Source organism: Nocardia bhagyanarayanae (assembly GCF_006716565.1).
GTDB classification, from domain to species: Bacteria; Actinomycetota; Actinomycetes; order Mycobacteriales; family Mycobacteriaceae; genus Nocardia; species Nocardia bhagyanarayanae.
Genome location: NZ_VFPG01000001.1, coordinates 4,609,381 through 4,622,566 on the forward strand (window position 1 = coordinate 4,609,381; position 13,186 = coordinate 4,622,566).

Here is a 13,186-nt window from a genome sequence, read left to right on the forward strand (position 1 = left end):
GAATCCATTTCTCTATCGACGGTAGTCAAATGGTGGTTGGGGGTTCGGGTTCGGTTTCGTGCCGCGGCTTCGGCCGGGGGTGCGACGGTGTGTGCCGTCAGGTGGAGGTGTGGGCCGCGGAGTTTCGGGAACTCGCAGCACCTCGGGCGAAAGTTACGAAACGCGAAGCGGGTTGGTTGGTCGGCGGGGTGGGCGGCCGATGGGGGGCACCAGCACGATCATGCCGATGCAGACGGCGGCGAAGGCGCCGAGGGCGGCGGATAGGGACCCGGTCATGACCGCTACTCCGCAGCCGAGAGCCAGCGCGATGATGCCGCCGAGCACGGCGGTTCCGCGTTCGATGCCGACGATCTGTGCAGGTCGATCGTTCATCGGAGTCATGCCGGTTGTGGTACCCGTCCTGCCTGTGACCAAAACGTGACTGGCGCTTCTAGTTCGGTATCACAAGGGTGGCGACCGGTTAAGCCCGCTGGTGGGTGGGTATCACGAGGACCGTCGCTGTGGAACGAACGGGCGCAACATGTCCGGCGGATCGGCCGGAAGGCGGGAGGTATACCGGTGATCGATCGCCTGGGTGAGGTGATTGCCAAACGAATGGTCGCCGACGGGGATCGGTCGGTCCTGATCGAAGTCGGCAGGCCGCGACCGGCGGCGGGCGCCGGAGGTGACGTGTGCGGCTTCCGAATTCAGGGTTGGGGCGAGTCGAGGGCAACCGGGGTGGATGCGTTGGCGGCGTTGTATCGCGCGCTGGTGGAAATCGGCGCGCAGCTGACGCAAGCGAACGAGGCAGGCGCCCAATTCACCGTCGCGGGACCCGCCGAGCTCGGCTTCCCCGCCCCACCCACCCGCGACGACATCGCGCACGACCCCGGAATGGAATACGAGCTCGGTGATTTGCTCGCGATCCGCACCTTGATCGCCGCCGGCGGCCCGCACACCATCACCATCGGCCGCCCGGTCTCCTCCTCCGACAGCCAGTTCTACGTGTGCCCCTTCCGCATCGACGGCAGCCGCCACGCCGTAGCTTCCGGCCTCGACGAAATCCAGGCGCTGCTCACGGCGATCCGTATGATCGCCGCCTGGCTCGACCTACCCGGCGACTGGCCGATCAGCCGGCTCTTGTAGCGCGCGGATGGCGCGCGGACTCAGCGATTTGCCATCGTCTTTCACATCGAAATCCACGTCGATACGAACGTCTACTCGGCGGTGACGAAACCCTGACCGACCAGCCAGTCGCGAGCGACTTCCGCCGGTTCGCGACCGTCCACGTCGACCTGCCGGTTCAGCTCGGTGATCACCTCGTTGGTGAGCAACGCGGAGATCGGAGTCATGATCTCGGCGATCCGCGGATGCGCTTCGTGGAAGTCGGCGCGCAGCACCAACGCCGCGTTGTACTTCGGAAAGAACGCCCGATCATCTTGCAGGAGAACGAGGTTCAGCGCGGGTATGCGTCCGTCCGTCGCGGCGACCGAGCCGAAGCGGCACTGCCCCGCGTCGGCCGTGGCCTGGTAGACGAGGGCGTCCTGCATGATCTTCTTGCGCACCTTGCCGACATCGATGTCGTATTTGCGCGCCATTCCCGGATAACCGTCCTGCCGGACGTTGAATTCGGTGCCGACGCAGGTGGCGGCCGCGGCGGGATCGGCATCGATCAGCCGCGCGTAGTCCGACAGCGTCCGGACTCCGGTCTGCTCGGCGGTGCGACTGCTCGTCACCAGGGCGTAGGTGTTGTTCATCGGCGCCATCGCCGTCCACACCATCCCGTGTTCCGCGCGGTCGGCGTCGCGGACCGCCTCGAACTGCCCGAGTTCGCTCGGCACCGGGGTCTCGTTACCGAGGTAATTGATCCAACCGGTGCCGGTGTAGTCGTAGGCCACGTCGACTTGGCCGTGCAATTGCGCGTCGCGCAGGCTGTTGGAGCCTTGGATATTGGTCAGGTCGCGCACGTTGGCGCCGGCCGCCGTCATGGCGAATTCGATGAGATAGCCGAGGATGTTCTGCTCGGTGAAGTCCTTGGAGCCGACGGTGATGGTGACCCCGTCGAGTTCCGGCACCGGATGGATGCTGCCGGGCCCGACGCGCAGCGGCACGGCGCCACCCGACTCCAGTCCGCACCCGGCCAGCGTCAGCACCGCCACCGCCAGCACGCTCAGCCACCTCATCGCAGGCCCCTCGGTCCGAGAAAGCGTTCGGCCAACGCGCCGAGCCAGTCGACGAGCAGGGCCAACGCCACGGCGAGCACCGCGCCGACCACCAGGGTGACGTTGTCGCGCAACTTGTACCCGGTGTCGATCAGAATCCCCAACCCGCCCGCGCTGACCAAGAACGACAGCGTGACGGTGCCGACCGCCAACACGAGCGAAGTGCGCAGCCCGGCAAGGATGTACGGCACCGCCAACGGAAACTCGATGCGCCGCAACACCGTCACCGCCGACATCCCCTGACCGCGTCCCGCGTCGACGAGCGTCCGATCCACCTGCTGATAGCCGAGGATCGTGTTGCGCAGCACCGGAAGCAGTGTGTAAAAGGCGATCGGCGCGACCCCGATCCAGAATCCGGTGGTGCGCGTCACCAGATAGCACAGCACGATCAGCCCGATGGCGGGCGCCGCCGCGCCGACGTTGGCGATGCCGACGAAAACCGGTGCGAGAAGGCGATATCCGGGCCGGGTGAGCAGCGTGCCGAGCGGCACCGCTACCACTACCACGATCAGCACCACCGTCGCGGTGAGCAGCACGTGCTGCCAGGTGACGGTGGCGATGTTGCTCGCGTTGATGCTCGCGCGCTGGGTGGCGGTGAGGTCACGGCGGAACGCCCACACCAACACGCCGACGGTGAGCGCCAGGACCAGCACCGGCTGCACGAGCAGGCGCAGCCGCTCGGCTCGGCGTGCGGTGGCGGGGGTGGACGCGGCGGTGCGGGTCGCGGTCACGGCGTCGCCTCGGCCGCCGACCGGTCTCCGCTGTGGCGCGCTCGCAGGGCGGACAGGTGCCCGACCAGCGTGTCGATCGTGATCAGTCCCGCGTACTCGCCGCGCGCATCGGTGACCACGGCGGTCGCGGTCTGTTCGGCGAGCAGGGCCTCCAGCGCCTCCTGCAGGGTCGATCGGAGCGACAGCGCCTGACCGATCGGGCTGCCTGCCTCGCCCAGCGTCCGCGCGTTCGTCAGCTGCTCGGCCGACACCCAGCGCACGGGTCGTCGGCGCCCGTCGAGAATCAGCGCCCACGGCCACTCCCGACCAGCCAGTGCCGCGCGCAATGTCTCGACCGGTTCGTCCGGCCCGGCCGTCGGGCAGTCGCCCAGTTCCACGTCGCCGACCCGGGTCAAGGTCAACTGCTTGAGCGAGGCGTCGGCGCCGACGAATCCCGCCACGGTCTCGTCCGCGGGATCGGCGAGGATCGCGGCAGGGGTGTCGTACTGGAGAATCCGGGACCGGTCGCCGAGCACCGCGATCCGGTCGCCCAGCTTCACCGCCTCGGTGAAATCGTGGGTGACGAAGACGATGGTCTTGCCGAGTTCCGCCTGCAGACGCAGCAATTCGTCCTGCAGCAGCCCGCGGGTGATCGGGTCGACCGCGCCGAACGGTTCGTCCATGAGCAGCACCGGCGGGTCGGCGGCCAGTGCGCGCGCCACCCCGACGCGCTGTTGCTGCCCGCCGGAGAGCTGGCGGGGGTAGCGCCCGCGGAAGGTGTCCGGCTCCAGGCCGACCAGGTCGAGCATCGCGTCGACTCGCGCGGCGATCCGCGCACGGTCCCAGCCGAGCAGCCCGGGCACGGTCGCGATGTTCTTGGCCACGGTCATGTGCGGGAAGAGCCCGGCTTGTTGGATCGAGTACCCGATGCCGCGGCGCAGCTGATCGGGATTCATCTTCGCGGCGTCGCGTCCGCCGATGGTGATGGTGCCGGAGGTCGGTTCGATCAGCCGGTTGATCATCCGCATGGTCGTGGTCTTGCCGCAGCCCGACGGTCCGACGAGGACGACGATCTCACCGGCCGGTATGGTCAGCGAGACCGCGTCTACGGCCGGATCACGTTGTCCCGGATACTGTTTGGTGACCGCGTCGAGCACGATCTGCACGCCGGACACCGCGGTGTCCCCGGTCTCGGTGTCAGTCACGAACCCCCCTCGAGGTGGTCAGTCGTCCCACGAGGACGAAGAGGCCGTCCAGCAGCAGCGCGAGCACGACGATGAGCACCGTGCCGGTCAACGCCTGCGGCACGGCGTTGGGACTGCCGAGCCGGGACAGCCCGGAGAAGATCAGATTGCCGAGCCCGGGCCCTTTGGCGTACGCGGCGAGCGCGAGGATGCCCATGATCAGCTGCGTGCTGACCCGCATTCCGGTCAGGATGGAAGGCCAGGCCAGCGGTAGTTCGATGGCGGCGAGAACGCGCATCCGGTTCATCCCGACACCACGTGCCGCGTCGACCACCGACGGATCCACCGCGGCCAAGCCGACGATGGTGTTGCGGAGGATGGGCAGCAGCGCGTAGAGCACGAGCGCGGTGACCGTCGGACCGACGCCGAGCCCGAGAATCGGGATCAGCAAGCCGAGCAGCGCGAACGAGGGCACCGTGAGGATCGCGCTCGCCGCGGCCGTCGCCGCTGCCGAACCGAACGGGCTGCGGTAGACGAGCACACCGACGATCACGGCGATCAGCGCCGCGATGAGCAGCGACTGAAGCACCGCCGAGACATGCAGATACGAGTCGACAAGCAGCTGGTGTCGCCGATCGACGACGAACGTCCACAGTGCGTCCAGGGCCGAACCTCCCGTGCAGCGTTGTGCCGGAGTCTATCTCGTGGCCGCCCGGTTCCGTCCGCTGTCCGCTCCCGGATCGGTCGAAGACTCGCGTGCCGCCGGAAGGGCGTCGGCGAGAAGAGCGGCGATCTCGTGCACCGCGGGGCCGAAAGCGAGCGCGTTGTTGACGAAACCGTGCATGTAGCCGTCGAATCGGCGCAGTGCGACGGGCACACCGTCGGTCCTCAGTAGGTCCGCGTACGCTTCGCCCTCGTCGCGCAGCGGATCGAAACCCGCCGTGATCACGACGGCGCGGGGAAGTCCGGCCGCGGTTTCGGCGCGCAGGGGTGACACATCCGGTTGGGTGCGGTCGATGTCGGGTGGCAGGAAGCAGCGGTCGAAGAAGTCGATGTCGGTGCGGGTGAGCGCGAAGCCTTCGGCGAATGTCCTGCGGGACTCGGCCTTTCCTGTCAGGTCGGTGGGCGGGTAGATCAGCAGCTGGAGCAGGGGAGCGGGCCCACCGTCACGGCGCGTCCGTTGGCACAGCACCGCCGCCAGATGGCCGCCCGCGCTGTCGCCGCCCACCGCGACGCGTTGCGGTGCGACGCCGAATTCCTCTGCGCGGCCGACGATGTCGCGGAACGCGGCTACCGCGTCGTCGATCGCCGCGGGATAGGGATGTTCGGGCGCCAGCCGGTAATCGACCGCGAGGACTCGTATTCCGGCCGTGTGCGCCAATGTCCGGCACAACGCGTCGTGGGTGTCGAGATCGCCGATGACCCAACCGCCGCCGTGGAAGTAGGCGAGCAGGGCGTCCGCCGCGCCGGGGTCGTACAGCCGCGCCCGCAGCGGTCCCGCGGCGCCCGTGACGGTGCTGTCGTCGACGCGGACGGGCGCCCGCTGCCCCGCACCGATCGCCGCCATCCGCCGCGCTTGGATCCGCAGGGTCGCCGGTTTGGGCTCGGGCCTCGGCAGTGTCCGGGTGATCCGCAGGAGCAGTTGCGCGTCGAGGTCGAGTTCGTTGCCGTCGCGGTGAATCGCCGGACCGGCGAGCGCACGCTTGGTCCGGTGCGGCAATCGGAGCAAGCCGCGGACCGCCGCCGCGGCCATCCGCGTGGTTGGCGGCGCGGCGGGTACCGGGTTGACGGGATCGACCGGCACGGGGATACCTCTTTCGCATGGTTCTGGTCCGGGGCGCCAGGCTCGTCGCGGCGGTCCGGTGCTGGTCGACCCGAGGGTTCAGGACCTGCCTCATCGATGCTGCCACTCGGAACGCGGAACGGTGGCGATTGCCCGTGAATCGCGCCGCGTGCGGCGACCGTCCCGCATCACGCCGGCGTGTTACGCCGCCCGGCCAACACTATCGTTCATCGCGTGTCCTTGGTGACGAATTCTGTAATGGCGTCGTGCATTTGGGTCAGACCGGGTTCTTCGAGCGGGTAGTGACCGGCGTTGTCGAGCACGACGGTGGTGACCGGCACCTTGGTGATCGCGCCGGTCACCGGCTTGCTGAGCTCGAGCGGAGTCCAGTGGTCTTCGGCGGGCTGGGTGTGCAGGACCGGGCACACGTCGAAATCGGCGGGCTCGATATCGGGTGCGTAAGCTCCGAACTCGCTGAAGAACCTGGCCGAGACCCAGCTGCCCGCCGAAGTGTTGTCCCGCAGAAAGACTTTCATCGCGTCCGGGTTGTTGCACAACGCGCTCATCTTCGATGCCGCCGACATCGGGTAGCGGACCCCGCGCAGCGGAGTGCGGGCCAGGAAGTTGAACACCGCGGTGCCGAAGGTGGCGTGGAAGGGGTCGTGGGAGACCGCCCGCCAGACGGTCTTGTCGCGCGGGTCGAGGAAGGTCGTGCCGATGATGCCGCGCAGCGTGCCGCGCGGTGCGTGCGCCGCCACGTGGTAGGTGAGCATGCCGCCCGCGCTGAGGCCGTAGAGCACGATCGGACGGTCGTCGCGGGTGCTTTCGTACGCGAGGAAGTCCGTGGTGAGCTGGATCCAGTCGTGGTAGCCGGGGGCGGTGCCGTCGGCCACCTGGGTCAGGCCGTAGCCGAGGTTGTCGAGAGCGACGGTCTCGAAGCCGCGCTGAGCCAGCGTCGCGCCCGCGACCAGGCTCATCTGCCTGCCGTTGGTGCCGACCCCGTGGTGCAGCACGATCTTGGCGGGAGCGCCGGGGAGGGGATACCGGTCGAGATGCACGTGATGGCCACGCCAGTCCCAGTACTCCTCGGCGGGCTCGGTGTCGCCGGTCAGCCGGAGGCGTTGGGGCAGGAACTGCTGTAGGTCGCGCCACGCCTGTTGATCGCGATACCACCGCGGACGCTCGCTCATGGCCAACTCCTCACTCAGCTATGTTTCGGCTAACCTTCGGGTTGGAGTGTATGCCAGCGTGGATGTTCGTCGGTCGATCTGGATCTTCACGCCGAGGCGGCCGGATCCCAGGTGTACTCGTACTCCGGCAGCTCGAACCCGGCCTCGAACTGTCCGATCCGCGCATCCGTTCGTCGCCCACCGCGCCGCTCGTAGAAGCTGATCGCGGCGGTGTTGTCGCGCAACACCTCCAGATAGACCGGGCGGCCGGGAATTTCGGCCGCCGCCCACCCCAGACCGCGCTCGAGTAGGCTTCCGCCGATCCCGTTCCCACGACGCTCGGGCCGGGCGTGCAGGTTGTCCAGCAGCACCCGGCCGTCTGCCGTGGGAACGAGATAGACGAAGCCGAGCAACGTCGCGGCATCCTCCGCGACGAACAATCCGGGCGTCACAGCACCGGTCAGCCGTTCGCGCCAAAGCGCGGCCCGATCCGCCTCGAGCGGCCCACTCAGGTAGTCGTCCGGCATGATGCCCGCATAGGCCGAGCGCCAGCTCGCGGCGTGCAGCTCCGCGATCGCCTCCGCGTCCCCGGCGCCGCCGCTCCTGATCAACATGCCGCCAGCATCCTCGACGCCACCCGCTCTGTCACGTCGTTTCCGGCCGTACCCGCCGCACTCATCGGGTTGCGCTGCCGTACCGACCCGCGAGGGCAGCGAACCGACGTCATCGTGGTTCGGAAACTGCCCGAAGCACAACCTCGTCGCCATAACGCGGCAGATCTGGCGGAGGTGATCAGTCCCCGTGCGCATCCGCGGGAACGGACGGGCGAAGGACGTCGAACGCGTACATCAGCACCGCGCCCAGGGCCGCGCCGACGGGCCACGACAGCGCTGTCACCTCTTGTGAATCCGGAGCCAGGGCGACGATCACGGCAATGGTTCCCGAAATGGCCAGCGCCGTCAGAGCTTTCGGGTTGAACCCGCGGGAGAAGTAGTAGCGGCCCTCCGCGGTGTCGGAGTACAGCTCGGCGACCGCCGTGCGTTGCCTGCGCACCAGGTAGTAGTCGACGATCAGGATGCCGAACACCGGGCCCATCAGCGCGCCGACGCCACCGAGGAAGTAGATGATGAAATCCTGGTTCTCCCAGAGCTTCCACGGCATCACCAGGATGGACAGCACGGCGGTGATGATGCCGCCGGTGCGGAAGGAGATGTATCTCGGTGCGGCATTGGAGATGTCGTAGGCGGGGGACACGAAGTTGAGGACCACGTTGATGCCGACGGTCGCCGTCGCGAACAGCACCGCGGCCACGACAACCACGACGTCGCTGTCGATGTCGGCGACCAGCTGCACCGGGTCGGTCAGCACCTTCCCGTACACCTTCAGCGTGGCCAGCGAGATGACGATCGACAGGACCACGAACGCCGTCTCGTTGAACGGAATGCCCCACGCGTTGCCGCGCAGCACCGCCTTCCTACTGGGCGAGAACCGCGCGAAGTCGGCGTAGTTGACGAGCGGACCCGCCATGAACGACACCATCAGGAAGGCGACGCCGACGAACGCGGCCACCGTCGCACCGCCCGACAGCGGCGCACCGGCACGGGCGTTGAAGTCGATGCTCCACTCGGCCTTTCCGAGAATCCAGATCGCCAGCGCGATCATGCCGATCCACACCGCGGGACCCGCGAAGTCCGAGGCCTTGCGCACGACCTCCATGCCGTAGTTGATGATCGCCAGCTGCACCGTCCACAGCACGAGGAACGCGATCCAGCCCAGCGTGGACAGGCCGACGAAGCTGGATTCGGTCCACGACGCCAAACCCGGCGACACTCGCAGGAGCAGCACCATCAGCGCGGTCGACGCCAGATAGGTCTGGATGCCGTACCAGAACACCGCGACGATCGCCCGCAGCAGCGCGGGGACGTTGGCGCCGAACACGCCGAACGCGGCGCGGGCGAAGACCGGGAACGGGACCCCGACCTTCTGACCCGCGACGCCGACGAGATTGCTGCCCAACCAGAGCACGAGCACGCCGGTGAACAGGGCGAGCATGGTCTGCCACCCGGTCATGCCGAGCGCGAGCATGCCGACGGCGAACCCGTAGCTGGCGATGCTGTGCGCCGAGGTCATCCAGAGACAGAAGATGTCCCAGGTACGCCAGGTCGCCGTCGCCTCGGTCGTGGGGGCCAAGTCGTCGTTGACCAGCGTGGAACTGCCCGGCGCGCCGTTCAGCGGCCGTACCCGAGTGTCTGTCATCGGATGTCCTTCGTGCTTCGGTGATGCTAACTGTTCCGCGGAAAACCGAGGTCTATGCCGCCGTGGCTGGGGTCGAGCCAGCGGGAGGTGATCGCCTTCTCCCGGGTGAAGAACGCGAATCCGTTGGGGCCGTAGGCTTTCGCATCGCCGAACAGCGACGCCTTCCAGCCGCCGAAACTGTGGTAGGCCACCGGGACCGGGATCGGCACGTTCACCCCGATCATGCCGACGTTCACCTGCCGCTGGAAGCGCCGCGCGGCGCCGCCGTCGTTGGTGAAGATCGCGACGCCGTTGCCGTAGGGCGAGGCGTTGACGATCTCGACGCCCTGCTCGAAGCCCTCGACCCGCACCACCGAGAGCACGGGCCCGAAGATCTCGTCGCGATAGACCGCCGAGGTCACCGGCACCCGGTCGATCAGGCTCGGCCCGAGCCAGAACCCGTTGGGGTCGCCGTCGATGGCGCTGTCGCGGCCGTCGACCACCACCCGCGCCTGATCGGTGACGGCGGTGTCGAGGTAGGCGGCGACGCGGTCGCGGTGCTCGCGGGTGATCAGCGGCCCCATGTCGCAGCCGCGGCGGCCGTCACCGGTGCGCAGGCCGGTCATCCGCGCCGCGACACGCGCCACCAGGTCGTCGGCGATGGTGTCGACCGCGAGCACCACGCTCACCGCCATGCACCGTTCGCCCGCCGATCCGAAGCCCGCGTTGACCGCCGCGTCGGCGGCCAGGTCCAAGTCGGCGTCGGGCAGGACGAGCATGTGGTTCTTGGCGCCGCCGAGCGCCTGGACCCGTTTGCCGTGCGCGCTCGCCGTCCGGTAGACGTAGTCGGCGATCGGGGTGGAGCCGACGAACGAGATCGCCGCGACTCGCGGATGGGTGAGCAGCGCGTCCACCGCCTCCTTGTCGCCGTGCACGACATTGAGCACGCCCGCGGGCAGACCGGCGTCGGCAGCGAGTTCGGCGAGCCAGTTCGCCGCCGACGGATCCTTCTCGCTCGGCTTGAGCACCACCGTGTTTCCCGCGGCGATCGCGATCGGGAAGAACCACAGCGGCACCATGGCCGGGAAGTTGAACGGGCTGATGATGCCGACGACGCCGACCGGTTCGCGCACCGAGTACACGTCGATCCCGGTCGAGGCGTTCTGGCTGAACTCGCCCTTGAGCAGGTGCGGCATCGACAGCGCGAACTCGACGACTTCGAGCCCGCGGGCGACCTCGCCCGCCGCGTCGGCGAGCACCTTGCCGTGCTCGCCGGTGAGGATGCTCGCCAGTTCGTCCTTGCGTGCGTTGAGCAGTTCGCGGAAGTTCAGCAGGAACCGGTGCCGGGTGGCGATGGAGGAGTCGGACCAGCCGGGCAGCGCCGCCGCCGCGGCCGCGACCGCGACGCCGACGTCGTCGGCGGTGGCCATCCGGACGCTGCGCTGCGCGACGCCGAGCGCCGGATCGAAAACCGGTGCGGTGCGGTCGGATTCGCCGGTCCAGGGCTTGCCGTCGACCCAGTGGTCGACGATGTCGGTGCTCGCGGGATTCGTCATCGGATCTCCTCGGCTGACAGGGCGGTCAGTACGTCACGCAGGATGGCGGCGCCCTCGGCGACCTCCGCCTCGGTGACCACGCAAGGCGGCGCGACGTGAATTCGGTTGTCGGCCAGGAACGGCAGGTAGCCCCGGGCGATCAGGTCGGATTTCACCCGCGCCATGGTGGCCGCCGACACGGGTTCACGGGTGGCGCGATCGGCGACGAGTTCGACGGCCCAGAACACGCCTTCGCCGCGCACCTCGCCGATCACCGGGCAGTCGCCGGCCAGTTCCGCGAGCGCCGGGCCGAGCGCGGTGCGGCCGATACGTTCGGCATGGGCGACGATGCCTTCGTCGGCCATCACATCGAGGGCGGCCACGATCGACGCCGCGGCCAGCGGATGACCGCTGTAGGTGAGGCCGCCGGGGAAGACGGTGTCGTCGAAGGTGCGGGCGATCGCGTCGGAGATGACGACGCCGCCCACGGGGACGTAGCCGGAGTTGACGCCCTTGGCGAAGGTGATCAGATCGGGCCGCACGTCGTAGCCGTCGAACGCGAACCACCGTCCGGTGCGGCCGAATCCGCACATCACCTCGTCGAGGATCAGCACGATGCCGTACCGGTCGGCGATGGCGCGGACGCCCGCGAGGTAGCCGGGCGGCGGCACCAGGATGCCCGCGGTGCCCGGCACGGTCTCCAGCAGGATCGCGGCGATGGTCGAGGGTCCCTCGCACTGCACGACCCGCTCCAGGTGCCGCAGCGCGCGTTCGCTCTCCTCCTCGGGGCTGCTCGCCCAGAACTCGCTGCGATACAGGTAGGGGCCGAAGAAATGCACGTGACCGCGGGCGTATTCGTTCGGCATCCGCCGCCAGTCGCCGGTCGCGACGACGGCGGCGCCGGTGTTGCCGTGGTAGGAGCGGTAGGTGGAGAGCACCTTGTCGCGGCCGGTGTGCAGGCGCGCCATCCGGATGGCGTTCTCGTTGGCGTCCGCGCCGCCGTTGGTGAAGAACACCTTGTCCATGCCGTCCGGCGCGAGCGCCGTGATTCGCTGGGCCGCCTCGCCCCGTTGCAGATTCGCCGTGGCCGGTCCGATGGTGGCCAGGCGCGCGGCCTGGTCGGCGATCGCGGCCGTGACCACCGGATGCTGGTGGCCGATGTTCACATTGACCATCTGGCTGGCGAAATCCAGATATTCGCGGCCCGCGTGGTCCCATACCCGGCAGCCGCGACCGCCCGCCAGCACCACCGGGTGCAGCGCGGCTTGCGCCGACCAGGAGTGGAACACATGGCTGCGGTCGAGTTCGTAGGCGCGCGCGTCCAAGTCGACGCGCACGGCGGTCATGCCGTCACCTTCGTCGCCGTAATGGTCTGCCGCAGTTGCGGAATGACGGTCTCACCGTAGACGCGCATGGTTTCCTCTTTGTTGTCGTGTTGCAGGTAGCCCGCGAACTGATCGACGCCGAGGTCGGCGAGCCGCCGCAGTTTGGCGATGTGCTCGTCGGCGGTGCCGAGCACGCAGAACCGTTCGACGATGTCGTCGGAGACGAAGTCGGCGTGCACGTTTCCCGCCCGGCCGTGCTGGTTGTAGTCGTAACCCGTTCGGTCCGCGATGTATTCGGTGAACGCGGCGGGCACCGCACCGCTGGCGCCGTAGCGCGCGACGATGTCGGCGACGTGGTTGCCCACCATCCCGCCGAACCAGCGGCACTGGTCGCGCATGTGCTTGCGGTCGGTGCCGATGTACATCGGTGCGGCCACGCAGATCTTCAGCGAGGCCGGGTCGCGGCCCGCCGCCTCCGCCGACTTCCGCACCGCGCCGATCATCCACTCGGCGATGTCGAGGTCGGCGAGCTGCAGGATGTAGCCGTCGGCCACCTCGCCGGTCAGCGCCAGCGCCTTCGGTCCGTAGGCGGCCACCCAGACGTCCAGCTTCGAGCCGACGCTCCACGGGAATTGCACGGTGCTCCCGCCGTATTCGACGGGCCGCGAGTTGGCCAGTTCCCTGATCACGTGGATCGATTCGCGCAGTGTGCGCAGCGTGGTCGGTTTGCCGCCGCCGACGCGCACCGCCGAATCACCGCGCCCGATACCGCAGATGGTCCGGTTGCCGTACGCCTCGTTGAGCGTGGCGTACAGCGACGCCGTGACCGTCCAATCCCTGGTCGCCGGGTTGGTCACCATGGGTCCGACCATGATTCGCTTGGTCTCGTGCAGGATCTGGCTGTAGAGCACGTACGGCTCCTGCCACAGCAGGTGCGAGTCGAAGGTCCACAGGTGGCTGAACCCGTGCGCCTCGGCCAGTTTCGCCAATTGAACGGTGCGCGCCGCCGGGGGATCGCACTGTAGTACCGCTCCGAATTGCATG

At 68.5% G+C, this 13,186-nt stretch carries 13 protein-coding genes; 1 reads left to right on the forward strand and 12 read right to left on the reverse strand.

Annotated elements, in window-relative coordinates; all coding sequences use genetic code 11:
• Window positions 1–153: 153 nt before the first annotated feature.
• Window positions 154–372, reverse strand: coding sequence for a hypothetical protein (locus FB390_RS19860; protein WP_141810279.1), 219 nt, complete (start codon window positions 370–372; stop codon window positions 154–156).
• 186 nt (window positions 373–558) lie between these two features.
• Here FB390_RS19860 and FB390_RS19865 point away from each other — a divergent pair, with 186 nt between their 5' ends.
• Window positions 559–1,125: a DUF6968 family protein gene (locus FB390_RS19865; RefSeq protein ID WP_141810280.1), complete on the forward strand. Its 567-nt coding sequence runs from the start codon at window positions 559–561 to the stop codon at window positions 1,123–1,125.
• 71 nt (window positions 1,126–1,196) lie between these two features.
• Here the strand turns inward: FB390_RS19865 and FB390_RS19870 are convergent, their stop codons facing one another.
• The 11 genes from FB390_RS19870 to FB390_RS19920 form a co-directional block, all read right to left on the reverse strand.
• Complete coding sequence (locus FB390_RS19870; protein ID WP_141810281.1) at window positions 1,197–2,162, reverse strand: glycine betaine ABC transporter substrate-binding protein; 966 nt, start codon at window positions 2,160–2,162, stop codon at window positions 1,197–1,199.
• Complete coding sequence (locus FB390_RS19875) at window positions 2,159–2,932, reverse strand: ABC transporter permease (RefSeq protein ID WP_141810282.1); 774 nt, start codon at window positions 2,930–2,932, stop codon at window positions 2,159–2,161. The genes FB390_RS19870 and FB390_RS19875 overlap by 4 nt, the downstream gene beginning before the upstream one ends.
• Window positions 2,929–4,116: an ABC transporter ATP-binding protein gene (locus tag FB390_RS19880; RefSeq protein WP_141810283.1), complete on the reverse strand. Its 1,188-nt coding sequence runs from the start codon at window positions 4,114–4,116 to the stop codon at window positions 2,929–2,931. Before FB390_RS19880 ends, FB390_RS19875 begins: the two co-directional genes overlap by 4 nt.
• Window positions 4,109–4,759, reverse strand: a complete 651-nt coding sequence (locus tag FB390_RS19885; protein WP_141810284.1) for an ABC transporter permease — start codon at window positions 4,757–4,759, stop codon at window positions 4,109–4,111. Before FB390_RS19885 ends, FB390_RS19880 begins: the two co-directional genes overlap by 8 nt.
• Before the next feature lie 33 nt (window positions 4,760–4,792).
• Window positions 4,793–5,899: an alpha/beta hydrolase gene (locus FB390_RS19890; RefSeq protein ID WP_221639310.1), complete on the reverse strand. Its 1,107-nt coding sequence runs from the start codon at window positions 5,897–5,899 to the stop codon at window positions 4,793–4,795.
• A 206-nt stretch (window positions 5,900–6,105) separates the two neighbouring features.
• Complete coding sequence (locus FB390_RS19895) at window positions 6,106–7,068, reverse strand: alpha/beta hydrolase (RefSeq protein ID WP_141810285.1); 963 nt, start codon at window positions 7,066–7,068, stop codon at window positions 6,106–6,108.
• Between the two features lie 86 nt (window positions 7,069–7,154).
• The gene (locus FB390_RS19900; RefSeq protein ID WP_141810286.1) at window positions 7,155–7,661 is read right to left on the reverse strand and encodes a GNAT family N-acetyltransferase; all 507 of its coding nucleotides are present in this window, start codon (window positions 7,659–7,661) and stop codon (window positions 7,155–7,157) included.
• A gap of 178 nt (window positions 7,662–7,839) precedes the next feature.
• The gene (locus FB390_RS19905; RefSeq protein WP_141810287.1) at window positions 7,840–9,303 is read right to left on the reverse strand and encodes an NCS1 family nucleobase:cation symporter-1; all 1,464 of its coding nucleotides are present in this window, start codon (window positions 9,301–9,303) and stop codon (window positions 7,840–7,842) included.
• Window positions 9,304–9,329: 26 nt separating this feature from the next.
• On the reverse strand, window positions 9,330–10,838 hold the full coding sequence (locus tag FB390_RS19910) for a CoA-acylating methylmalonate-semialdehyde dehydrogenase (RefSeq protein WP_141810288.1): 1,509 nt from the start codon (window positions 10,836–10,838) through the stop codon (window positions 9,330–9,332).
• Window positions 10,835–12,163: an aspartate aminotransferase family protein gene (locus FB390_RS19915; RefSeq protein WP_141810289.1), complete on the reverse strand. Its 1,329-nt coding sequence runs from the start codon at window positions 12,161–12,163 to the stop codon at window positions 10,835–10,837. The genes FB390_RS19910 and FB390_RS19915 overlap by 4 nt, the downstream gene beginning before the upstream one ends.
• Entirely contained in the window at window positions 12,160–13,185 is a 1,026-nt protein-coding gene (locus FB390_RS19920) for a TIGR03842 family LLM class F420-dependent oxidoreductase (RefSeq protein ID WP_141810290.1), read from the reverse strand. Before FB390_RS19920 ends, FB390_RS19915 begins: the two co-directional genes overlap by 4 nt.
• Window position 13,186: the final 1 nt, after the last annotated feature.

Bases quoted from the DNA above. Each gene is read 5' to 3' on its own strand.
- FB390_RS19860 (WP_141810279.1), bottom strand. From the start codon at position 372: ATGAACGATCGACCTGCACAGATCGTCGGCATCGAACGCGGAACCGCC.
- FB390_RS19870 (WP_141810281.1), bottom strand. From the start codon at position 2,162: ATGAGGTGGCTGAGCGTGCTGGCGGTGGCGGTGCTGACGCTGGCCGGG.
- FB390_RS19895 (WP_141810285.1), bottom strand. From the start codon at position 7,068: ATGAGCGAGCGTCCGCGGTGGTATCGCGATCAACAGGCGTGGCGCGAC.
- FB390_RS19900 (WP_141810286.1), bottom strand. From the start codon at position 7,661: ATGTTGATCAGGAGCGGCGGCGCCGGGGACGCGGAGGCGATCGCGGAG.
- FB390_RS19905 (WP_141810287.1), bottom strand. From the start codon at position 9,303: ATGACAGACACTCGGGTACGGCCGCTGAACGGCGCGCCGGGCAGTTCC.
- FB390_RS19910 (WP_141810288.1), bottom strand. From the start codon at position 10,838: ATGACGAATCCCGCGAGCACCGACATCGTCGACCACTGGGTCGACGGC.
- FB390_RS19915 (WP_141810289.1), bottom strand. From the start codon at position 12,163: ATGACCGCCGTGCGCGTCGACTTGGACGCGCGCGCCTACGAACTCGAC.
- FB390_RS19920 (WP_141810290.1), bottom strand. From the start codon at position 13,185: ATGCAATTCGGAGCGGTACTACAGTGCGATCCCCCGGCGGCGCGCACC.